The following is a 21,728-nucleotide window of genomic DNA, read 5'->3' on the forward strand; positions in this document are numbered from 1 at the left end:
GCGGCGAGTGACAGCGGGGGAGTGCGTACGGATGAGGTCAGGCCTGCCGATTCTGAAGGCGCACGGCTCGCAGAACGACATCCTGGTCGTCGAGGGCCGGCCGGGCGACTACGCGGCCGAGGCGGACGTGCCGCACCTGGTCCGCCGGCTCTGTGACCGGTCTGGGCCGCTCGGCGGCGACGGCGTCTACTTCGTCGATCTCGGCCCGGCGGTGCCGCAGGCGGTGTTCTTCAACCCGGACGGCTCGTTCGCGAAGCTGTGCGGCAACGGGATGCGCTGCGTCGGACGGCTGGTGCTGGACACCCGCGACGCCGAGCGGGCGGTGGTCCGGGCCGGGGACAGCGACTTCGTCGTGCTGCGGGCCGAGTCGACGGCGGAAGGGGTCCGGCAGACCGCGGTCGAGATGCCGAAGGTGGACTTCGATCCCGCCGAGCCGGTGGTCGCCGTGGCGCAGCCGCACGTCGACACCCCGCTGCCGGCGTTGCACCCGACGTACCGGTTGACCGCGCTCTCCGTACCGAACGATCACCTCGTCGCGGTGGTGGAGAAGTTCGACGAGGCCGAGCTGGTCGCTACCGGGGAGCGGATCACCGCCGCCACGGACCTGGTGCCGCGTGGGGCGAACCTGTCGTTCGTGTTCCCGCTCGACGACGGCGAGATCTACGTGCAGACGCACGAGCGGGGCGCCGGGCTGACCCCGTCGTGCGGTTCGGGTGTCGTCGCGTCCCGGGCGGTCTGGTCGCGGCTCGGCCTGGCCGGGGCCGGCGAGCGGATCACCGTCCGCAACCCGGGCGGGGTGGCGACGGCCTGGCTGACCGGTGACCCGACGGCCTGGCAGGCCACCTTGCAGGGCAACGCGTCGTACGTCTACCGGGCCGACGTCGACCTGGCGGCGGTCGTCGCCGGCACCTTGGCGTCGGTACGGCGGGACACGTTCGTCGACGAAGTCGAGGCGTTCGCCCAGTTGCGGGAGAACAATCACGCCGTGCTGCACACTGCCGGCGTGCACCCTTCAGTCGGCTGATTTCTGACCCGACGCGGCCCGGAGCCGGCCCGGAGTCGGGCACTTGCGATTTTCTGACCGGCCACCGACCGGGTGGCGCCTGGTTCCAGTCTGGTCATTGTCAACTCTATGACGATGTACATCAATGCGATGTTGGGTGGATCCGGAGTTCGAGCGGTATTGGTAAAAGGTGCCAGAGTACGGGAACACGAGACGGAATCACATATCTCTACATCAATCTGTTTTGGGCCTAACATCTGTGTCAGTCAGGTACCCGGTCACCGGTCGGCCTGTCACAAACCGGCCTGCCGTGCATCGAAAGGAGGCGGGAGATGACACTCTCCCGGCCATCCCGGCGTCGCTGGCGCCTCGGGCTCACCACTGTCGCGGTGGCGACCGCCGCGCTGGCGTTCGCCGCACCGGCCAACGCCGAACCATCGGAAGGCCAGATCCTCTACGCGGGCGGCGAGAACACCGTCGCCGGCTCGTACATCGTCGTCTTCGACGAGGACAAGGTGGACACAGGGGTGGTCGGGCGCACCGCCCGTACCCTCGCCGCGAAGCACGGCGGCGCGGTGGCCCGCACCTACTCGACCGCGCTGCGTGGCTTCGAGGCCCGGCTGACCGAGAAGGCCGCCAAGCGCCTCGCCGCCCACCCAGCGGTCGACTACGTCCAGCAGAACCGCACCGTCACTCTCGCCGCCACCCAGACCCCCACCCCGTCCTGGGGCCTGGACCGCATCGACCAGACCGCGCTGCCGCTCGACGACAGCTACACCTACCCGAACTCCGGATCCGGTGTCACCGCGTACATCATCGACACCGGCATCCGGTTCTCCCACAACGACTTCGGCGGGCGGGCCGTCACCGGCTTCGACGCGGTCGACGGCGGCAGCGCCGACGACGGCAACGGACACGGCACCCACGTCGCCGGCACCGTCGGCGGCACCGCGTACGGGGTGGCCAAGGATGTCACCCTGGTGGGGGTCCGGGTGCTGAACAACAGCGGCGGCGGCACCTACGCGGGGGTCATCGCCGGCATCGACTGGGTCACCGCCGACCACGCAGCCGGCGAACCGGCAGTGGCGAACATGAGCCTCGGTGGCGGTTTCGACCAAGGGGTCAACGACGCGGTCACCCGGTCGATCGCCGACGGGGTGGTCTACTCGCTAGCCGCCGGCAACAGCAACGCCAACGCCTGCAACTACTCACCGGCCGCCACCCCCGACGCCATCACCGTCGGTGCCACCACCAGCACCGATGCCCGCGCCAGCTACTCCAACTGGGGCACCTGCCTGGACATTTTCGCCCCGGGGAGCAGCATCACCTCGGCCTGGCACACCAGCAACAGCGCCACCAACACGATCAGCGGCACCTCGATGGCCGCCCCGCACGTCGCCGGGGCGGCAGCGCTGGCATTGGCGGCCAACCCTGGCTACACCCCCCAGCAGATCCGTGACCTGCTGGTCGACGACGCCACCAGCAACGCGGTCAGCAACCCGGGCAGCGGATCACCGAACAAGCTGCTGTACATCGGCGACTTCGAGCCGCCCACCCAGGACTTCACCCTCGCGGTCACCCCGACCAGCGGTGCGGTCGACCCGGGTGACTCGGTGACCGCGACGGTCAGCACCACCACCGTGATCGGGGCACCGCATACCGTCACCCTCGGTGTCACCGGGCTGCCGAGCGGTGCGACCGCCACCTTCAGCCCGTCGTCGGTCACCTCCGGCGGGTCGGCGACGCTGACCATCGCCACCACGACCGGGGCCGCCACCGGCGTCTTCCCGCTCACCGTGGTGGGCACCGGGCCGGAGACGGCGCAGTCGGCGCCGTTCACCCTCACCGTCAACGGCCCGCCCGGCTGCTCGCAGACCAACTCGACCGATGTCGCGATCAACGACAACAGTACGGTGGAGAGTTCGATCACCATCACCGGCTGCCCGGGCAACGCCAGCTCGACCAGCACCATCGAGGTGAACATCTTCCACACCTGGATCGGTGACCTGACCGTGTCGCTGATCGCCCCGGACGGCAGCATCAACGTGCTGCACAGCCGGTCCGGCGGCAGCACCGACAACATCTTCCAGACCTACACCCGGGACCTGTCCGGTGAGGGGGCCAACGGCACCTGGAAACTGCGGGTGCAGGACTCGGCCAGCCTGGACACCGGCTACCTGGACAGCTGGACGCTGAACCTGTGACCGCGGGTCGGTGACCGCGTCGCGGTCGCCAGGTCACGCGGGGGTCCGAGACCACATCTCGGACCCCCGCGCCCGGAGCCCCGGTTCGCGCCGGGGACTCCGGGCGCGCCGCCGACCACCGACGCAGGTGTCTACGCCGGGTCCACTCCGCCAACCAGCAGGTACTTGGTCTCCAGGTAGTCGTCGATCCCCGCCGCACCGCCCTCGCGACCGTAACCTGACTCCTTCATCCCGCCGAACGGTGCGTTGGCGGCGCTGACGAGTCCGGTGTTCGCCCCGATCACTCCGTAGTCCAGCTGTTCAGCGACCCGGGTGAGGCGGGCATAGTCGCGGGTGTGAAAGTAGGCGGCCAGACCGTAGTCGGTGTCGTTCGCGAGCCGTAACGCCTCTGCCTCGGTGTCGAAGGCGGCGACCCCGGCCACCGGGCCGAACGTCTCCTCCCGGCACATCCGCATGTCGGGGGTGACGCCGTCGATGACGGTGGGAGCGTAGAAGAAGCCATCGGCGAGTCCGTCGCCGGTCAGCCGGCTCCCGCCGGTGACGACTCGGGCTCCCTTGTCGACCGCGTCGCGGACGTGCTCGGCCACCTTGGCCAGCGCGGCGGCGTCGATGAGCGGGCCGATCTGCGTCCGGGCGGCGTCGCCCGGTCCGACTGTCAGCTCGGCGGCGCGGGCCGCCAGCCGCTGCAGCACCACCTGATGGAGAGGACGGTGGACGTAGATGCGGTTGGCGCAGATGCAGGTCTGGCCGGCGTTGCGAAACTTGGACGCGATGATCTGCTCGACCGCCTCCTCCGGGTCCGCGTCGTCGAAGATCACATAGGGCGCGTGCCCGCCGAGCTCCAGCGACAGGCGTTTCACCTGGTCGGCGGAGCGGCGGATGAGATGTTTGCCGACCTCCGTCGAGCCGGTGAAGGAGACCTTCCTGACCCGTACGTCGCGGAACACGGCGTCGGAGAAGACCGTCGGATCGGCCGGTGTCACCAGGTTGGCCACCCCGGCCGGACAGCCGGCGTCGGACACCGCCGCGAGCAGCATCGCGGCGGTCAGCGGGGTGGCCTCGGCCGGCTTCACGATCGTGGTGCAGCCGGCGGCCAGCGCGACGGAGACCTTGCGGGCGACCATGGCGGCGGGAAAGTTCCACGGGGTGATCGCGGCGGTCACGCCGACGGGCTGCCGCGATACGGCGATCCGATGCGTCGCGTCGGCCGCCGGGACCAGTTGTCCGTACACCCGCTCGGCCTCGCCGCTGAACCAGTCAAAGAACCTAGCGGCGTACGTGACCTCGCTGGCCGCCTCGGCAAGCGGTTTTCCCTGCTCCGCGGTGAGCACCGCCGCAATCGCGTCGGTGCGCTCGCGAAGCAGCTCGGCGCTGCGGCGCAGGAGCCTGGCGCGGTCGGGTGCCGGGGTGGCACGCCAGTGGGCGGACGCCGTCGCCGCGGCGTCGATCGCCCGGCGGACGTCCGCCGCGCCAGCGTTGGCGGCTGAGCCGACCGGCCGTCCGGCGGCCGGATCGACGACATCGAACCGGGCGCCGTCGCTGGCCTCGCACCATTGGCCGTCGATGAACAGCAGCGAGCGCAACGGTGTGGTCGTTCCCGTCGGTGACGTCGCGGTAATCATGGAGCGCTGACCTTGGCGTCTGCCGTTCCCGGCCGGACTTCTGCGGCTGCTGTCCCGATGTCCGTGCCGGACGGTCGGACGTCCGCGCTGGTCGGTGAGACGAGGACGGCGCCTTCCGCGAGCAGCTCGCTGATCCGTTCGACGGCTGCAGGTGTCGGCTCGATGAGCGGTGGTCGCACCCGTGGCGAGTCGAGCAGACCGAGCTGGTGCAGCACCCACTTGCTCGGTGCAGGGTTGGTCTCGACGAACAACAGATCGACCAAGGGGTGCATTCCGTAGTGGATACGTTGGGCGGTGGCCTGGTCACCCTGGACCCAGGCCTGGTACAGCTCGACGTGGGCGGCGGGGGCGAGGTTGGCCGTCGCGGAGATGAACCCGGCCCCGCCGATCGCGAGTAGCGGTAGGCAGAGCAGTTCGATCCCGGACCAGACCAGCAGGTCCGGGCCGCAGAGCCGGATGACGCGGGAGAAGTGCTGGAAGTCGGTCGTGGTCTCCTTGACACCGACGAAGTTGTCGATCTCGGTGTAGAGCCGTTGCACGGTCTCGGGTGCCAGGTCGACGGCGGTCCGACCGGGAACGTTGTAGGCGATGATCGGCATGTCGGGGAATTCCTGGGCAATCGTCCGGTACCAGTGGAAAAGTGCCTCCTGGGTGGGGCGTGCGTAGTACGGGGTGATCACCAGCACGGCGTCCGCTCCGGCCTCGGCCGCGACCGCGGTCAGTTCGAGGGTCTCGTCGAGCTTGGCCGATCCGGTGCCGGGCACAAAGTACGCCCGGTCCGCGACGGCCCGCCCCACGGCACGGATGGCGGTCGCCCGTTCAGCGAGGGTCTGGGCGCTCGGCTCACCGGTGGAACCGCCGATCGATATCCCGTGAGAGCCGTGTGCGAGCTGGTGACGGACCAGCCGGTGCAGGCTTTCCAGGTCGAGGTCACCGTCGTCGGTGAACGGCGTGACCAGGGCTGCGATGGAACCACGCAGGTCGGCCGGGTTGTTGCGCCAGCGCATCTACTTCTCCTCGGGGTCGGATGTAGCACGCCGCCAGGCGTCGAACCGCTCGCGCCAGGCGGGATTCATCGGATACAGGCCGTCGAGCGGTTCACCGCGCTGCACCGCCTCGCTGATGAACTGTTCCTCCAGTTCCTGGGCGGCGGCGTCGCGAGCCACCGACCGGGCCAGCCGCACCGGGATGACCACGACACCGTCGTCGTCACCGACGATGACGTCGCCGGGTTGCACGGTCGCGCCACCACAGCTGATCGTCTCGTCGGTCGACCACGGCACGTGCAGCCGGCCGATGAGCGCGGGATGGGGCGCTGCGGCGAAGGTGGGGATGCCGAGGGCGGCCACGGCGGTGGCGTCGCGGACGCAGCCGTCGGTCACGATGCCGGCCGCACCGAGATGGGCCGCCCGGGCGGCGAGCACGTCACCGAGGGTGCCGGCGCGCAGCTCCCCACGGGCCTCGATCACCAGGACGTCGTCTTGCCGCAGGGTGTCGAACGCCTGCTTCTGGGCGTTGTAGCCGCCACCATGAGCATCGAACAGGTCGACGCGGAACGGTACGAGCCGCAGCGTCCGGGCGACCCCGGCGAGGCGGCTCCCCGGACGGTTGGCGCGGACTCCCTCGATGTTGGCGGTGCGGTATCCCCGTTTGTGCAGCTGGGCGCTGAGGGTGGCGGTGGCGATCGTCCGGAGCTGGTCGAGCAGCGGTGCGTCCACGGGGGGCTGCTCGGCGGGCGCGCGCGGCGGCTGGTGCCCGGGGGTTGGATCAGCCATCAATGCCTCCTGGGACCCGTCCCTCGCCCCAGGCCAGCCGTTCCAGCGCCGGGTCCGTGTGGGGTCGGGCACCGATGCGGTACGGATGGGATCCGGCAGTGATCCGGGTGGCGAGCCGCCCGCTGGTGACCGGCCCGGCGGCCGTCGGGTCGTCCACCTCGACCTCGACCTCGTCGCCGGGGACAGCGACCGAGGCACCGGCGGGGGTGCCGGTGAGGACGATGTCGCCGGGTTCCAGAGTGAGTGTCTGGGACAGGTCGGCGATCAGGTAGCCGAAGTCGAACAGCATCTGTTCGGTCGTCGCCTGCTGGACGGGCACACCGTTGAGCCAGGTGCGGATCCGCAGCCGTCCGGGTGACACCAGGCCCGCGTCGATGAGGCGGGGACCGACGGGCAGGAAGCCGTCCGCACCCTTGGAGCGGACGTTGGAACCGCCATCGGCGGCGCGCATGTCGTAGATGCCGAAGTCGTTGGCGGCGGTCACCGCCGCCACGTGCCGCCAGCCGTCGGCCGGGTCGACGCGTGTCGCGGTGGTGCCCAGAACCAACGCGATCTCGCCCTCGAATCCGAGCAGCCGAGTGCCGGCGGGGCGGGCCAAGACTCCTGACGTGGTGACCGAGCTGGGCGGTTTGAGGAAGTAGGAGGGGAACTCCGGGGTCTTGCCGCGCTCGGCGGCGCGGCACCGGTAGTTGAGGTGGACAGCGACGACCTTCGACGGCCTTCGGATCATTTCCTGCATCCAGGTGCCCCGCACTTCGCCTAATCGTATCAATAATTGTCACCCTGTATCCGGCAGATCAGCCAGATGTTGCTGGGAGGCTTCCAGATCGTATCAGATGCGTGATACGGTCTGCCGCACCCCATCACCTTGTCAGGAGGCGCCCGATGGCAGACGCCACGCTCGAGTCGATCACCGCTTTCGCAATGGACGTTCGCCACGCGCGGATCCCCCCGGACGCCGCCGGGCGGGTTCGGGACGTCATCGTCGACACTGTCGCGTGCGCGGTGGCCGGCCAGGACTGCCTCGCCGCCCGCGCGGCCCGGGAGATGAGTCCGCCCGGCGACGGAGTACTGATCGGACGACCGGAGCGCGTCGCCGTGGAGCAGGCGGCTTTCGCGAACACCGCCGCGATCCGCTACCTGGACTTCAACGACACCTACCCGGCGGGGCACCCCAGCGACCTGATCGGCGCGCTGATCGCCGCCGTGGCGGCCACCGCCGCGAGTGGGGCACAACTGCACCGCGCCGTCGCCGCGGCGCACGAGGTCTACACCCGGTTCGCCGAGACCGTGCTGATCCGCCGTCCACAGACGATCGACCAGGGCTACGGCATCTCGATCGCGGCGACCGTTGGCCTGGCCCTGCTGTACGACCTGAACGAACAGCAGACCCGCGACGCCATTGCCATCGCCGCCACCAACGGCCTGCAACTGCGCGCCAGCCGAGCCGGACAGCTGTCCGACTACAAGGGCGTCGCCACCGCGTTCAGCACCCGGGACGCCGTGTTCACCGTCGGACTCGCCGCCCGTGGCATGACCGGGCCGGCAGCGCCGTTCGACGGTCGGCACGGCATCGTGGAACTGCTCACCGGGGAGGCGGGCCGGCTGGAGATCGCGCCGTTCGACGGCAACTGGAAGCTCACCGGGACCCGACTGAAGTTCTGGCCGGTGGCGTACAACATCCAACCCGCCATCTGGGCGGCGCTCGACCTACGGGAACGGATCGCCAGCTGGCGGGACGTGGAACGGCTCACCTTCCACACGGCGAAGTTCCTCGCCCACGAGTCGGGCAGCGAGCCGGAGAAGTGGGATCCGAAGACGCGGGAGACGGCCGACCACAGCCTGCCGTACGCGGTGTGGCGGGCGCTGTCCGCCGGCCGGGTCGACGAGGACGCGTTCACCCCTGAGGCGATCACCGACCCGCACGCCAGGGATCTGATGCGGCGGATCACCGTCGTGCCCGACCCCGACATCGACTCCCGCTGGCCCGCCGAGATCGGCGTACGCCTGGTGGCGCACCTGCGTGACGGCACCGAGCACACGATCGTCAGTCGCAACCCACGCGGCCACGAAGCCAACCCGCTCGACCACGACGACCTGCGGTCCAAGTTCCTCAGCCTGACCACCCGTCGGCTCGGTGCTGACCGGGCCGGGCACGCGTTCGACCTGGCCTGGTCCAGCGCCGAACTCGGCTCGGCGCTCGACCTGCTCACCACATTGCACGCAACCAACTGAACCCCACCATCACCATCGTTCTGTCTGGAGGTAACCATGCGTCGAAATCTCCACACGATAGGCGTGGCCGCCGCGACCTCGGTCGTGGTCGCACTCACCGGATGCCAGGCCGCTGGCGGCGACGCTGCCAGTGAGGCGGACTACCCGACCGACCGCATCACGTTCCTGTCCGGTTTCGAACCGGGTGGCGGGATCGACCTCGCGATCAACACCACCATCCAGGCGTTGAAGGCCGACCCGGCCGTCACCGTGCCGATGGGCATCGACCACCTGCCGGGCGGTTCCGGGCTGATCGCCGCCGAGAAGCTCGGTCGGTCCCCGGAAGGAACCGACGACATCCTGCAGCTGACCTCGATCTCGTCGCTGACCACGTCGCTGCAGAAACCGGACGACTTCCAGATCACCGAACTGACGCCGGTCGCCCTGCTGTTCAAGGAGTACTCGACCATGTACGTCCGTGCCGACTCCGACCTGCAGACGGTCGACGACGTCGCGCGGCGGCTGAGCGAGGACGCCAGCTCGCTGACCTTCGCCGGCGGGTCGCTCGGCAGCCCGTCGAACCTGGCCATCGCCCGCTTCACCACCGCCGTCGGGGTGCCGTTCGACCAGGTCTCGTACCTGCCGCTGTCCGGCGGGGAGACCGAGCTCGCCCTGCTCGGCGGCAACGCGGACGTGATCTCCGGCGGGCTGGAGTCGATGCAGTTCGTCGAGAAGGGCGATTTCCGGGCCCTGGCCATCTCCGCCGCCGAACGCGTTGCGGCCGCACCGGACGTCCCGACCTACACCGAAAGCGGGTACGAGGTCGTCCAGGGCAGCTGGCGAGGCGTCTTCGCCCCTCCGACGATGGGGCAACCCGCCCTGGACTTCTGGTACGCCGCACTGGAACGGGCCGTTCAGGCCGACTCCTTCCAGCAGGCGGCCCAGCAGTACGGCTGGGAGGTCGACTACCTCGCCGGCGACGACTTCGCCGACTTCCTCGACGAGGAGGCAGCCTCGCTGCAAGGCGCCCTGGAAACGATCGGGCTGATCAACAGCTGACCGCCCGGGTGACGGGCGGCCCTGCTGGCCGCCCGTCACCCACCAGCCGCGAGCACGGAACGGAAGGACACTCGTGTCGCCTACCGCGTCGCCCACCGAGGCCGCGTCACACCGACGCCGGGCGGTCGGGCGTGACCTGCGCAGACGGGTCGTCTCCTACGGCATCCTCTGGGTCCTGGCAGGTGCCTTCCTGTGGCAGGCTCTGGTCCTGCCGCCGCCAGGGCGCCCGACACCGGTCTCCGCCGCCACCTTCCCGACCATCGTCGGGACCGCAATGGTGTTCGCGGCCACCGGCATGCTTCTCGGTGCCGTGCTGCGGTACCTGCGCTGGCGTGCCACGGCAGACATCGGCCAGGAGCGTCCGGCGGGCGGGCCGGAGAGTCCGGCGATTGTCCAGGACAGCGCGCCCGGTGGCGGTCACGACGCGGAGCCGGTCGCGTCCCCGTGGCGTCTCGTCACCGCGCTCGGCGCCACCACTGTGTACGTCGCGACGTTCTTCCCACTCGGCTACGCCCTGTCGACCTTCGGGCTGCTCGCCGGCATGGGTGCCTACTTCTGGCGCCGACCGGTAGCCTCCCTCGGCCTGTCGGCCGCGTTGACCGTGGGGATCGGCTGGCTGTTCGGCCTGCTCGGCATCACACTCCCGCCCGGCCTGCTGGCCCTGCCGTTCTAGGTGACCGGAGATGATTGACGACCTCGGCCAGATGCTGGCCGGCCTCACCACCGCGCTGCTGCCGATCTACCTGCTGTACGCGCTGGCCGGCGCGGCACTCGGCACCATCGTCGGGGTACTGCCCGGACTCGGTCCGACCATGACCATGGCGATGCTGCTGCCGGTCGCCTTCTCCCTCGGCGATCCGCTCGGCGCGATCATCCTGTTCGGTGGCGTGTTCTACGGCTCGATGTACGCCGGGTCGATCACCAGCATCCTGCTCGGGCTGCCCGGCGAATCGTCGGGGATCGTCTCGGTCTTCGACGGCCACCAGATGACCCTGCGGGGGAGGGCCGGCGCCGCACTGCTCAGCAACGGGGTCGGCTCGTTCGTCGGCGGGCTGCTGGCGACCACGGCGATCGTCTTCGTCGCCCGGCCGATCGTCGACGTCGCGGTCCAGCTCAGCCCGGCCGACTACTTCGCCCTCATCGCCTTCGCGCTGGCCACCACCACCCTCATGGGTGACCGGCTGTGGCCGGGCCTGTTCGCCCTCACCGTGGGCCTGGCCCTCGGCACGATCGGCACGCACAGCATCAGCGGGGACGAGCGTTTCGTGTTCGGGATCGCCGAACTGCGTTCCGGTATCGACCTGTCGCTGGTCGCGATCGGCCTCTACGCGGTCAGCGTGGTGGTGCTGAATCTGGCCAACCTCGGTGCCGGTCCGGCGAAGCCGGCCGTCATCGGCAAGCTGTACATGACGCGGCAGGAATGGCGTCGATCGGTCCCGCCGTACCTGCGCGGTTCCGTGCTCGGCTTCGTCGTCGGAGTGCTGCCGGGCCTCGGCGGCACGGTCGCCACCTTCCTGTCGTACAACCTGGAACGTCGGCTGGCGAAGCACCCGGAGGAGTTCGGACGGGGCAGCATCGAGGGGCTCGCCGGGCCGTCGGCCGCGGACAACGCCGGCTCCGGCGGCTCGTTCGTGCCGCTGCTCACCCTCGGTATCCCCGGATCGGCCGCGACCGCGTTGATGCTCGGTGCCCTGCAGGGCTTCGGAGTCCAGACCGGTCCGCTGATGTTGCAGAACAACCCGGAACTCGTCTGGGGGGTGATCGGCGGGCTGCTGGTGGCCAACGCCATGCTGCTGGTGCTCAACGTGCCGCTGGTCGGGATCTGGGTGAAGCTGCTGGAGATTCCCGGCGCGATCCTGTACCCGCTGATCATCGTGATCTCCACGGTCGGCGCCTACAGTATCGGGCGTACCCCGGTGCTGCTGTTCGTGGTGCTCGGACTGGGCGTCATCGGTCTGACGTTCCGGCTGCTGGGCATCCCGCTCGCGCCGGCGGTGATGGGTATCGTGCTCGGGCCGCTGCTGGAGCAGGAGTGGGCGCGGACCCTGGTGATCTCACGCGGCAGCTACGAGGGCTTCGTCAGCACCCCGTTGTCCGTCGTGATGCTCAGTCTCGCCGTACTGGTGCTGCTGTTGCCGCTGGCGCAGTGGCCGATCCAACTGCTGCGGCGCCGCCACGCCCGGACGGTGACCGCTCCGACGGCGCCGGGAGGTGGGTCGTGACCGAGACCGTGTCACAGACGCTCGGGCGGTACGCGGCGGCACTGCGCTTCGACGATCTACCGGAGCCGGTCCGGCGGCACGTCCGGCTGCTGGTGCTGGACACCGCGGCCTGCGCGACCGTCGGCGTCGACAGCGACGAAGTCGATCTGCTCACCAGGGCCCTGGCCCGGGTCGAACCGGCAGGGCCGGCAGCCACCTGGGCGGCCCGACGTCCGATGTCCCCGCCGAGCGCCGCGATGGTCAACGCCACGGCGGTGCACGCCCACGAGCTCGACGACGTGGCGGTGGGACAGCACTACGGCGCGTCGGTGCTGCCGCCTGCCCTGGCGGTGGCGCCGCTCGCCGCCGGCCTCAGTGGGCGGGAGCTGATGGTCGCGCTCGTCGCCGGCTGCGAGGTCGCCGCGCGCATCCAGGCGGTGGTGGGCCGGACCCCGCACGCGGTGGTCGGGTTCCACGGACCCAGCGTGATCGCCACCTTCGCCGCCGCGGTCGCCGCGGGCCGGGTGCTCGGTCTCGACGCGACCGGGTTGAGCCACGCGATCGGTCACGCCGCCCAGCAGGCCTGCGGCCTGATGGCCACCCAGCACGGTGGGATGGGCAAGCGACTGCTCGCTGGGGTCGCCGCCCGCAACGGCACCTTTGCCGCGTTGCTCGCGGCGGAGGGTTTCACCAGCGGATCCGACATGCTGGAGCGCCCGTACGGTGGGTTCTTCCCGGTCGTCTCCGGCGGTGCCGACAGCTGGGACTCCGGCCTGGCTGCGGCGCAACCCGAAGGTGGCTGGGCGATGCTGCACACCAGGTTCAAGTTCTGGGCCTGCCGGTTTCCCATCCATCCCGCGTTGGAGGCGCTCCGGCAACTGCGGACCGGGGCGGTGGTGGACGCCACGACCGTCCGTCAGGTGGAGGTTCAGCTGGATCCGGCCGCGTACCGGGCGGTCGGCTTCGGGTGGACACCGTCGTCCAGGGCGTCCGCGCAGATGAACCTCCGGTTCTGTCTGGCCAGCTACCTACTCGACGGGGATGTCTTTCTCGACCAGTTCACGCCGGAGGCGATGGCACGTCCGGAACTGCTCGACGTCATCGAACGGATCGACGTGGTCGAAGGCGCCGCAGCCGACGGGCTGTTCCGGCGCGAGGCGTCCGTGCGGGTCGAACTCGTTGCCGGCCGACAGCTGTCTACTGTGGGTCGAGTGCGGGGAGCCGCTGACGATCCGGAGACCCCTTCCCTGGTACGCGGCAAGGCGGAGCGCCTCGCCCGGGCCGCTGGGCACCGGGACGACTTTGTCGAGCGGCTAGGCTGGGAGCAGCTGGACGACCTACCTGACGCCCTGGCCCTGATCGATCGAATGCGTGGCGCTACCGATAGTGACCAGTAGCCTGGTGTGGGGACAGAGGCAGGAAAACGATGATCGTCGAACGTAGCAACCATTCCAAGGCCGAGATCGCCTATCAGGCCATCCGGTCCCGGATTCTCGACGGCTCCTATCTGCCCGGGCACCGGCTGGTGCTCAGCAGACTCGCCGGCGATCTACAGGTCAGTGCGCTGCCGGTGCGCGAGGCGCTGCGTCGGCTCGAGGCCGAAGGGCTGGTGGATTTCACACCAAACGTAGGGGCCGTTGTGGCCGCGATCGACCCGGACACCTACGTCGAGACGGTGGAGGTGCTCGCCATCGTCGAGGGTGCCGCGACGGCACAGGCCGCTCCCTACCTGAACAGCGCGCAATTGACCGAGGCACGCGACGTCAACGCGCGGATGAAGGAAAGTCTCGGGGCCGGCGATCTCCGCGCTTTCACCCTGCTCAACCGGTCCTTCCATGAACTGATCTGCAGCGCGTGCCCCAACGCCTACCTGAGGACTACCCATTCACGGGAATGGGCACGGCTGGAGACCATCCGCCGGTCGGCGTTCGGCATGATGCCGGGACGACCCGAGCAGTCGATCGACGAGCACGAACGGATAGTGGCGTTGATCGAAGCGGGCGCGTCAAGCAACGAGATCGAACGGGTGGCCCGGGACCACAAGCTCCGGACGCTACGGGCCTTCGCCGCCCGTGACACCGTGAGCTCCAGAGCCGCGTGGTGATGGCGAGCTCAACGTGCTGCGGTGACTCTGTCTGTGAGCCGGTGTCGCCGGAAGCAGGGAACCTGCTTCCGGCGACAGGCCACGACCAGGACGCCGGGTGGCGGCACTGGTCGGCGCAGGTCAGCCCTCGAGTTCGTCGGCGAGATCCTGCAGGTCCTGCATCAGCTCGGCGAAGTCGGCCGTCTCGGCGGCCGGCGGTGCCTCGATGGTGACCGCCTTGCCGTAGTCGGTGTAGTTCATCGTCATGTCGCTCATCGTGCCCATGACGATCCGCACTCGACGTGGCTGGTACTGCTCGTCGACCCACACGTCGACGGCGACCTCGGTGATCTCCGCCGTGGCGAGCTGTTCCTCGACGCCTGCGCGGATCTCGGCCTCGAACTGCTCCAGGTAGGTGTCCACCGGGGTGACCGACGTGTAGTGCACGGTCGGCACGCCGTCGATGGTCTCCTCGCCGACAACGGTGACCTCCGCACCCTCCAGCAGGGTCCGGACGTTCTGCACCGGGTCCAAGCCTTCGAGCTGTTGAGCGAGGTCGTCCGAGGTCTGACCGAGGGCGGCGAAGTCCATCTTGAACCACTTCTTGCCGTCCATGGACGCCTGATCGGCCTCGGGGATGCTCACGTAGAACGCGGTGCCGATCACCCGTACGGTGATCTCGCCGTCCTCGGGGTCGACCTGGGTCAGCTCGGCGGCCGGTGAGTCGCCGAAGCTGATGACGCCGCTGACGTCGACCGGTTCCCCACCGCTGGTGCCGGTCATCGTCACCGCTGCCGAGTTGGCGCTGGTGGTGGTCTCCACGGTCTTCTGCAGCGAGCCGGTGGCGTCGCTGGCGAGCTGCGCCAGTACGCCGGACGTCTCGGCGCCGCCTTCGTCCGTTGTGGCTGATGAGCCGCCACAGGCGGTGACGGCGAGGACCGCTGCCGAGGCACCCGCCAGCAGTGCTGTCCTCATTGTAGTGTGCACGAAGTGAACTCCCAGTCGGTGTGTGCGTGGTTCTGCCGGGCGAAATCCTAGTACGGCAGCCGCCATTTGCTAGTTGACCAGGGCGTATTCGCGGTTGAGTCGGGTGCGTTGGTGGAACCAGCGGGCTCGGGCCTGGTGGCGTCGTCGCCAGGTCAGCCAGTTGAGGGCGTGGTCGGGTGGTTGTGGGTGGTGGAGGGCGTCAGCGAGAAGCCGTCCTATCTCGGGCACGGTCAGTGGGATCAGTCCGGGCTCGGTCGGTGGCGGCTGGTCGGGTGTGGTCGGTGGGGGTGCCTGGCTGTCGGTGCGGTGGCGTAGCCGCGCGGCGGTGACCGCGCAGACGGCGAGGGCGGCCATGACCAGCACGGTGTGCCGGGCGATCGCCCCGTGCAGGCGGGCCTGGCACTGGTCCAGGCCGAAGTGGTCCTTGCCGAACTCGAAGCATTCCTCGACCGGCCACCGCAGGCCGGCGGCGCGGACCAGCCGCGACACGACCACCGGCTGCCCCTCGGGCACGAAGCAGTAGTGAAACGCCAGTTCACCGGTGGCCAGGTGACGACGCACGAGGAGATGGTGGCGGGGTGAGGCGGTGGCGATCCACGCCCACGCGTACCAGCGGTGTCCCTTCGACCCGGCACCGGCCGAGCGGACCTGCCAGCCACGACCGCGCCTGCCGGCGAGTCCCGTGACGGCTTGCGTGCAGGCCAGCCTGTCACCGGACGGCATCTGGATCATGAACGTGGAGGCGACCCGCAGCACGTACGCCTGCCCACGTTGTTCGAGGAACTCCCTCAGTTCGGTACAGCCGCCGTACACCTCGTCACCGCAGATCACGTCGAAGGTCAAGCCGTCGGCGTACGCGTGGGTGCACAGGTCGATCGCGAGTTGGCCCTTCGTGCGGAACTGCGTGTCCGTCGGCAGCCCCGTCCGCGCGGCGGTGTCCGGGTCGGTGATCTGCTCGGCGGGGATCCACTGCCGGGCGGCGACCAGGGCGTGCCCGGTCCGTTCCCGCACATAGGCCAGGTGGACCGTGTTGATGCCGTTGGCGACCCGACCGGCGCATCCCATGTACTGCCGTTTCACCCCGGCCGTCCCGGTGCCCTGCTTCGGCTGCCCGGTCTCGTCCAGCGCCCCCACCACCAACCCACGCCGCCGGCCGGCCGCCGTGTCCAACCCGGCCGCCGCGTACCGCCGCACCTGGCTCGCCACACCCTCGGCGTCCCACACCGCCCGGTTCAACAACCGCTGAGTCCGGTCCGGCGTGGCATCCCCGACATGCTCGGCGATGGTCCACCCGTTGCGTTTCGGCATCCTGCTGACCAGCGCCGACACGTACCGGCCCGCGTGCAGCCACGTCCGCACCTGGACGAAACAGGACCGCGTTCGCTCCAACAGTTCGGCCCGTGCGCGCTCAGCGCGGGCGGCCGCTACCCTGGCAGCAGCAGCCGCCTTCGATCTTGTTGTCCTCACAAACACATGATCAACAGGCGGCTGCGTCTACGTCGCACCACCCTGCCAACGCGTCCTACCTGGTCACAGCCCTAATGGCGGCTGCCGTACTAGCCGCCGTGCCGTTGTCCCCTGTCCACCGGGCCTGCTGGGTCAGGCCCGTGGGCGCCGGGCTTCGGCGCTGGGATGCGGTGTCGGATTGGGCGTCGTCGGGGCAGCCACCGGCCGCCCTCAGTTCGCGTGCGAGAACCAGTACACCGAGATTCCAAAGACGGGGGCGGCGAACGGACATCGGATGCTGACCATGGAACCTCCACCGGTACGGTGACGGGACCGCCAAAGCCTAGGGTGACGCATTGACGCGCTCCACTTTCACCGTCGGTTGTTCCGCGATCCGCATACCTCGACTGCCGTCGCATGTCCGGCATGAGCGAACAGTCAGGTAGCTGACCGACGAGTGGGCACACACCGCCGATGTAGAGTGCGGTGTGTGCCCACTGAGGAGTGAGCGCGCGGTCAGGGAACGGTCGGTGTCAGCTTGATCAACTCCCAGCCGCCCTCCGGCACGTCGTCGGTCGGATCGGTCCGCAGGTTCATCGGATTCGCCATGCCGAGGTACAGCGTCGATCCGTCGGCCACCATCGTGCGGATGCCGTAGTTGAGGTAGTTGCCGCCCAGCCCCTGCGTGTCGACCGCCGTTGCCGGCCGCAGATTCGAGCCGAACATCCACAAGTCGCCGCCGTACAGCTGCGGATCGATGGTGATCGGGTCGGGCCCGGCGGTCGACGCGGCGGCCGCCGCCGGATAGCCCATCTCGGCCACGGTCTGCGGCAGCAGGTCCTTGGCGAGGTAGCTCCAGTCCATCGTGCCGACGAACAGCCGGCCACCGGAGACCGCCATCGTCCAGGTGTAGTTGTTGTAGATGTTGCCGAACCCCATGTGGCCGTACCTGGCCCGGTAGCCAGTGAGCGACCAGCGCCAGGCACCGGCGCCGTCGTTCGCGCTGGCGTCGTACGCTGGCAGCACCGCCTCGCCGTACAGCAGGTCGACCCGCTGCCTCGCGGTGCCGAACCGCTTGCCCCGGAAGATGCTCACCGCCCGCTGCGACCGCTCCAGCGTCGTGCGGGCCGCCAGTTCGTCGACCGGCGGGTACGCCTCGGCCACCATCGCGGTCGACTTCATCGGCACATGCATCGTGCCCCAGTAGAGGTATCCACGGTACGAGGCCAGCGCGCCGAGCCCGTAGGAGCCGGCGATCACCGGATCCGGCTCGTAGGAGGCGGCACTCCAGACCTGCGTCCACCCGGCGGTGTCGTCCGGGGTCAGACCCGGCTCGGCGGCGGCCAGCGGAGGGCTCATCCACACCCCGGCGATGCCCGGGTCTGGCTCATCGGTGACCCCGATCCGGCCGGTCCGCCGGCCTTTGGCGGTACGCGCGCCGGCCGACCCGCTGCCAGCGGCCGACCAGGTGCTGACGAAGACCCGGCCGTCGTGCAACTCCAGGTCGGCGACCTGCGCCGGCAACTGCCCGACCTCGACGAAGTTGAACGGGTCGGTCCGGTCGCCGGCCCAGCGCAGGATGTGCCCGCCGTCGCGACCGTTGGGGCCGACACCGACCCCGGCGTACAGCACGCCGTCGGCGACCAGGAAGTTGCGGATGTTGCCGTACTGGGTGAAGTTGGCCGAGCCGAGATAGTCACCGGTCACCGTGTCGAAGGCGAACATGCTCACCGTGGCCCCGAGCGCCGGCCCGGCCAGCAGCACCACGCCTTGATGGGTACCGCCGGCCCGAAGGCCCAGCGTGCGGCGCAGCCGGGACAGATCATCGGGCGACGCGGAGGTTATGTCACTGGTCTTCTCGGTCAACGTGCCGGAAGCCAGGTCGTAGACGTACGCCCGGGGCTGCCGGTGGTCACCGACGCTGACCGGCATGATCGGATTATCCTTGGCAACCTGGCTCTCGGCGAACTCGCACACGTAGTCGTCGGTCATCCGGGGGTTCGGCAGGGAGAGCGTCGCCCCGGTGACGATGCAGTTGACGTTCGACCCGGTGCCGAACCACAGCCGGTCGTTGGCCTGGGCGAGCGACCACACGTACGCCTGGTTGACCTTGGCCTGGCCGGACTCGCACGGCGGGCCGGCCGGGTAGGGCAGGCCGATACCGGCGAAGCATTCGTCCGGGGTGGCCTTGGCGAGCAGTTGCGTGTCGAACGCCGCTCCGCTGGGCGAGGGTAGCGGCCTGGCGGTGGCCGGTGACTGGGCCACTGCCAGAGCGGCGGGCAGAGCTATGAGGACGGTGGCGGACAGCAGGCGCCGTCGTGATGTCTGAAGCCAGCGCATCGATTCCCTTTCGGTCAGTGCGACCTGACCCGGTGCCGAAGGGCGAGGCCCGGGGTGGACGCTGCGCTGACAGTAAGCTAGATCGATTACCGGTCCATGTCCGACCTCCGGATGGATCCGTTGTCATGACCGCCGAGCCGTACACCGGCCGTTGCTGTCCCGCCGTCGCAGGTGGCCGGTGTACGGCTCAGGGCAAGTTGCGCCGGGCTCAGCCGCAGGTGGCACCGTTGAGGGTGAACCCGCTGGGCGCGGAGCTGTTACCGGTGTGGGTGGCCTGGAAGCCGATGCTGACCGATTTTCCGGGTGGGATGGTGGGGTTGTAGCTGACGTTCGTGGCGGTCACCTGACCGCTGTTCGGGGCGTAGGTGGCGTTCCAACCGGACGTGATGGTCTGCCCGGGCGCGAGGGTGAACCTCAACGACCAGCCGTTGACCGTTGCCGTGCCGGTGTTGGTGATGGTGATGTTGTCGACCAGGCCGGAGTTCCACGCGTCGACCGTGTTGGTCACCCGGCAGCCGCCGGCCGGCGGGTTGGTCGTCGGTGGTGCCGTAGTGGGTGGTGCGGTGGTGGGTGGTGCCGTCGTCGGTGGTGCGGTCGTCGGTGGTGCGGTGGTCGGCGGTGCGGTCCCTTCGGTGAGGGTGATCGTGGAGATGCTCCGCGCAGGGACGTCGACCGTGACCTGCCCGCCGCTGACGCTCACCGGCTGTGGCTGGGCGCTCTGGGTGCGGGAGGTGACGGTGTACTCGGCCGTCGAGATGTTCTGCGGGATCTGGACGACGGCGTCGTCGACGACGCTGTTGGATCGGTTGAGAACCACCAGAGTGGTCTTGCCCCGCCCCTGGTAGGCGGTGACTTCCAGGCCGGAGACCCGGGAACTCTTCGACAGGGCGACCCGTCGGTCACCCGGCCGGACGTACTTGGCGTACTGGGAGAAGGCGTAGCCGCGTCGCAGCGGCGCGCCCCTTGTGGTGCCGTACTGTGACTCGCCGTCACCGATGAAGGAATAGAATCGGCGGCCATACCACCAGATGTACGCACTCCAACCGGATTCCATCGACCTGTGCACGGTCCGCATGATGTCGTCCAGCGTCTCGTTCCAGACAGCGGTGTTGCTGGGGTCCCCCCAGATGTTCGAGCCGTTTCCATCGGCGGCGTGCAGGTTCCACTCCGTCATCCACTGGTTCTTGCCGTACTGGTTCGCGAGCGGGTAGGGGGACAGGTTTCCGCTGTTCTCCGTGTCGTACAGGTGGCCGCCGACGTACCCGATGTTGTTGCGCGCGGCGGCGTCGTACAGCGTGGGGTCGCTGTAGGCGCGGTTGAACCTCAGCGACTCACCGACCATCAGCTCGGTGTCCCGGATGGCGGCACCGTGGTCGCGGACGAAGTTGCGCATTTCGGTGCCGGTCCAGTCCATCGAGTCGTAGTCGGGGTGCCAGTCCGGCTCGTTCTGGATGGAGGTGACGTCGATGGTGACGCCCTGTCCCTTCATGTACTGCACGTAGTCGTTGAGGTGGGTGGCGTAGTCGTCGTAGTAGTCGGTCCTGAGCTTGCCGCCGTTGACCCGGCTGTTGTTGGTCTTGAAGTGCGCCGGAGCCGTCCATGGCGACGCGAGGATCTTGACGTCGGAGCCGTAGGACTTGGCCGTCCGCAGGCTGCTCACCGGCCAGCTCCACTCGCTCGACGTCGGTGACACGACGGTCCGGACGATCGACAGACCGAGCTGCCCCTGACCCATGCCGACGAGCGTCTGGGTTTCGGTGGTCGTCCACTGGTCGCCGCCGCTGCTGAAGATCGGGGTGGCGGCACCGAACCCGTCGATCGTCTGGTACGACGAGCCGGTGTTGACGGTGATGTCGGGCGTCGCGGCCATCGACGGTGGGGCGGTCAGGACGCCCGCCGCGGTGACCGCAGCGGTCACCGCGGCGAGTGCCGCCGCCGCGCCGGTTCCGCGACGCAACTGGGAGGGTGGGATCTTGCCACGGGGGGCGAGCCTCATCAGGCTTCCTCTCCTCCGCCCGGCGCGATCCGGGCGGGACGGTCTGGTTCCGTCGCCGTTGCCCTCGGCTCGGACTGTCAGCACTGCCGCTCCCGCCCACTCATCATAGACGCCCATCGTTCAAAGTGGCTGTTTGGTGGGCAGCCGACTCCCGGCGGGCTTTCGGTGCCCTACGGATCACGTGGGTGAAACTCGCATATTTCCTACGGTGGCCCGGTCTGTCATGCGATTCGCGCATCACTTTATGCTGCAAGAAGTGGCATTGAAGCGTGGCTATGCAAAGTCGTAAGGTCATGTCACCTGGCAGAACTAGTGGATGGTGGTGCTCTCAATGCGGAAGCTGCTCGGCTTCGTCGCGGCACTGGCAATCGGTGTTTCCGCGACATTGTTCTTCGCGCCGTCGGCGCAGGCGACGACGGCAACATTTACCCAGACAAGTTCCTGGTCGACCGGTTATGTCGCCGAGGTTGTCGTCACGAACGACTTCACTGTGCCGATCACCGGCTGGGAGTTGGCCTTCACGCTACCGGCGGGGTCGACCGTCTCCAACCTATGGAATGCGCAGATCGCGACCAGTACGCCGCACTACACCCTGATCAACACAAGCTGGAACGGATCGCTCGCGCCGGGTCAGTCCGTCGCGGTCGGGTTCGTGGTGACCGGCACCGGCCTGCCGACGATCCTCTGGCCGCTGTAGATTCCGTACTCCGGCGCCGGAGCGCCCGTGACGCTTCCGGCCGCTACCGGCCCGACCGGTCACCCGGTCGGGCCGGTGTGATCTCGCCCATCTTCCGCCGC

General features: G+C 69.2%; 17 protein-coding genes. 9 read left to right on the forward strand and 8 right to left on the reverse strand.

The annotated features are described in order from the left end of the window. The first annotated feature begins 31 nt into the window (after positions 1–31). Positions 32–1,024, forward strand: coding sequence for a diaminopimelate epimerase (gene dapF, locus O7621_RS18775; RefSeq protein WP_282230458.1), 993 nt, complete (start codon positions 32–34; stop codon positions 1,022–1,024). A gap of 311 nt (positions 1,025–1,335) precedes the next feature. Beyond that, entirely contained in the window at positions 1,336–3,207 is a 1,872-nt protein-coding gene (locus O7621_RS18780; protein WP_282230459.1) for a S8 family peptidase, read from the forward strand. A gap of 131 nt (positions 3,208–3,338) precedes the next feature. Here the strand turns inward: O7621_RS18780 and O7621_RS18785 are convergent, their stop codons facing one another. Genes O7621_RS18785 through O7621_RS18800 form a run of 4 tightly spaced genes read right to left on the reverse strand, consistent with a single transcriptional unit; the run spans position 3,339 to position 7,334 of the window. Then, positions 3,339–4,829: an NAD-dependent succinate-semialdehyde dehydrogenase gene (locus O7621_RS18785; RefSeq protein ID WP_282230460.1), complete on the reverse strand. Its 1,491-nt coding sequence runs from the start codon at positions 4,827–4,829 to the stop codon at positions 3,339–3,341. Further along, positions 4,826–5,836 carry a 4-hydroxy-tetrahydrodipicolinate synthase gene (gene dapA, locus O7621_RS18790; RefSeq protein ID WP_282230461.1) on the reverse strand — a complete coding sequence of 337 codons (1,011 nt, stop codon included), beginning with the start codon at positions 5,834–5,836 and terminating at the stop codon, positions 4,826–4,828. The genes O7621_RS18785 and dapA overlap by 4 nt, the downstream gene beginning before the upstream one ends. Continuing rightward, positions 5,837–6,604 carry a hypothetical protein gene (locus O7621_RS18795; RefSeq protein WP_282230462.1) on the reverse strand — a complete coding sequence of 256 codons (768 nt, stop codon included), beginning with the start codon at positions 6,602–6,604 and terminating at the stop codon, positions 5,837–5,839. Further along, entirely contained in the window at positions 6,597–7,334 is a 738-nt protein-coding gene (locus O7621_RS18800; RefSeq protein WP_282230463.1) for a fumarylacetoacetate hydrolase family protein, read from the reverse strand. Before O7621_RS18800 ends, O7621_RS18795 begins: the two co-directional genes overlap by 8 nt. 155 nt (positions 7,335–7,489) lie before the next feature. Between O7621_RS18800 and O7621_RS18805 the strand changes: the two genes are divergently transcribed. The 6 genes from O7621_RS18805 to O7621_RS18830 all read left to right on the forward strand — a co-directional run bounded on the left by O7621_RS18805 (position 7,490) and on the right by O7621_RS18830 (position 14,182). Beyond that, the gene (locus tag O7621_RS18805; RefSeq protein ID WP_282230464.1) at positions 7,490–8,839 is read left to right on the forward strand and encodes an MmgE/PrpD family protein; all 1,350 of its coding nucleotides are present in this window, start codon (positions 7,490–7,492) and stop codon (positions 8,837–8,839) included. A 63-nt stretch (positions 8,840–8,902) separates the two neighbouring features. Continuing rightward, positions 8,903–9,877 (forward strand): tripartite tricarboxylate transporter substrate-binding protein, encoded by a 975-nt coding sequence (locus tag O7621_RS18810; protein ID WP_282230465.1) that lies wholly within the window; start codon positions 8,903–8,905, stop codon positions 9,875–9,877. A gap of 73 nt (positions 9,878–9,950) precedes the next feature. Next, the gene (locus O7621_RS18815) at positions 9,951–10,550 is read left to right on the forward strand and encodes a tripartite tricarboxylate transporter TctB family protein (RefSeq protein WP_282230466.1); all 600 of its coding nucleotides are present in this window, start codon (positions 9,951–9,953) and stop codon (positions 10,548–10,550) included. A 10-nt stretch (positions 10,551–10,560) separates the two neighbouring features. Continuing rightward, positions 10,561–12,099 (forward strand): tripartite tricarboxylate transporter permease, encoded by a 1,539-nt coding sequence (locus tag O7621_RS18820; RefSeq protein ID WP_282230467.1) that lies wholly within the window; start codon positions 10,561–10,563, stop codon positions 12,097–12,099. Next, complete coding sequence (locus tag O7621_RS18825) at positions 12,096–13,475, forward strand: MmgE/PrpD family protein (RefSeq protein WP_282230468.1); 1,380 nt, start codon at positions 12,096–12,098, stop codon at positions 13,473–13,475. The genes O7621_RS18820 and O7621_RS18825 overlap by 4 nt, the downstream gene beginning before the upstream one ends. A 29-nt stretch (positions 13,476–13,504) precedes the next feature. Continuing rightward, complete coding sequence (locus O7621_RS18830; protein ID WP_282230469.1) at positions 13,505–14,182, forward strand: GntR family transcriptional regulator; 678 nt, start codon at positions 13,505–13,507, stop codon at positions 14,180–14,182. A gap of 120 nt (positions 14,183–14,302) precedes the next feature. Here the strand turns inward: O7621_RS18830 and O7621_RS18835 are convergent, their stop codons facing one another. The 4 genes from O7621_RS18835 to O7621_RS18850 form a co-directional block, all read right to left on the reverse strand. Beyond that, positions 14,303–15,136 carry an LppX_LprAFG lipoprotein gene (locus O7621_RS18835; RefSeq protein WP_282230470.1) on the reverse strand — a complete coding sequence of 278 codons (834 nt, stop codon included), beginning with the start codon at positions 15,134–15,136 and terminating at the stop codon, positions 14,303–14,305. Positions 15,137–15,217: 81 nt separating this feature from the next. After that, on the reverse strand, positions 15,218–16,507 hold the full coding sequence (locus O7621_RS18840; RefSeq protein ID WP_282230471.1) for an IS701 family transposase: 1,290 nt from the start codon (positions 16,505–16,507) through the stop codon (positions 15,218–15,220). A 603-nt stretch (positions 16,508–17,110) separates the two neighbouring features. Next, positions 17,111–18,859 (reverse strand): hypothetical protein, encoded by a 1,749-nt coding sequence (locus O7621_RS18845; protein WP_282230472.1) that lies wholly within the window; start codon positions 18,857–18,859, stop codon positions 17,111–17,113. A gap of 283 nt (positions 18,860–19,142) precedes the next feature. Then, positions 19,143–20,930: a cellulose binding domain-containing protein gene (locus O7621_RS18850; protein WP_282230473.1), complete on the reverse strand. Its 1,788-nt coding sequence runs from the start codon at positions 20,928–20,930 to the stop codon at positions 19,143–19,145. 331 nt (positions 20,931–21,261) lie between these two features. Between O7621_RS18850 and O7621_RS18855 the strand changes: the two genes are divergently transcribed. Beyond that, on the forward strand, positions 21,262–21,627 hold the full coding sequence (locus tag O7621_RS18855; RefSeq protein ID WP_282230474.1) for a cellulose binding domain-containing protein: 366 nt from the start codon (positions 21,262–21,264) through the stop codon (positions 21,625–21,627). The last annotated feature ends 101 nt before the right edge of the window (positions 21,628–21,728 follow it).

The organism is Solwaraspora sp. WMMD937, assembly GCF_029581175.1.
Classification (GTDB): Bacteria; Actinomycetota; Actinomycetes; order Mycobacteriales; family Micromonosporaceae; genus Micromonospora_E.

Excerpts from the sequence above, each read along its gene's own strand:
- dapF (WP_282230458.1), top strand. The coding sequence starts at position 32 with ATGAGGTCAGGCCTGCCGATTCTGAAGGCGCACGGCTCGCAGAACGAC.
- O7621_RS18780 (WP_282230459.1), top strand. The coding sequence starts at position 1,336 with ATGACACTCTCCCGGCCATCCCGGCGTCGCTGGCGCCTCGGGCTCACC.
- O7621_RS18785 (WP_282230460.1), bottom strand. The coding sequence starts at position 4,829 with ATGATTACCGCGACGTCACCGACGGGAACGACCACACCGTTGCGCTCG.
- dapA (WP_282230461.1), bottom strand. The coding sequence starts at position 5,836 with ATGCGCTGGCGCAACAACCCGGCCGACCTGCGTGGTTCCATCGCAGCC.
- O7621_RS18795 (WP_282230462.1), bottom strand. The coding sequence starts at position 6,604 with ATGGCTGATCCAACCCCCGGGCACCAGCCGCCGCGCGCGCCCGCCGAG.
- O7621_RS18800 (WP_282230463.1), bottom strand. The coding sequence starts at position 7,334 with ATGATCCGAAGGCCGTCGAAGGTCGTCGCTGTCCACCTCAACTACCGG.
- O7621_RS18805 (WP_282230464.1), top strand. The coding sequence starts at position 7,490 with ATGGCAGACGCCACGCTCGAGTCGATCACCGCTTTCGCAATGGACGTT.
- O7621_RS18820 (WP_282230467.1), top strand. The coding sequence starts at position 10,561 with ATGATTGACGACCTCGGCCAGATGCTGGCCGGCCTCACCACCGCGCTG.
- O7621_RS18830 (WP_282230469.1), top strand. The coding sequence starts at position 13,505 with ATGATCGTCGAACGTAGCAACCATTCCAAGGCCGAGATCGCCTATCAG.
- O7621_RS18835 (WP_282230470.1), bottom strand. The coding sequence starts at position 15,136 with ATGAGGACAGCACTGCTGGCGGGTGCCTCGGCAGCGGTCCTCGCCGTC.
- O7621_RS18850 (WP_282230473.1), bottom strand. The coding sequence starts at position 20,930 with ATGAGGCTCGCCCCCCGTGGCAAGATCCCACCCTCCCAGTTGCGTCGC.
- O7621_RS18855 (WP_282230474.1), top strand. The coding sequence starts at position 21,262 with ATGCGGAAGCTGCTCGGCTTCGTCGCGGCACTGGCAATCGGTGTTTCC.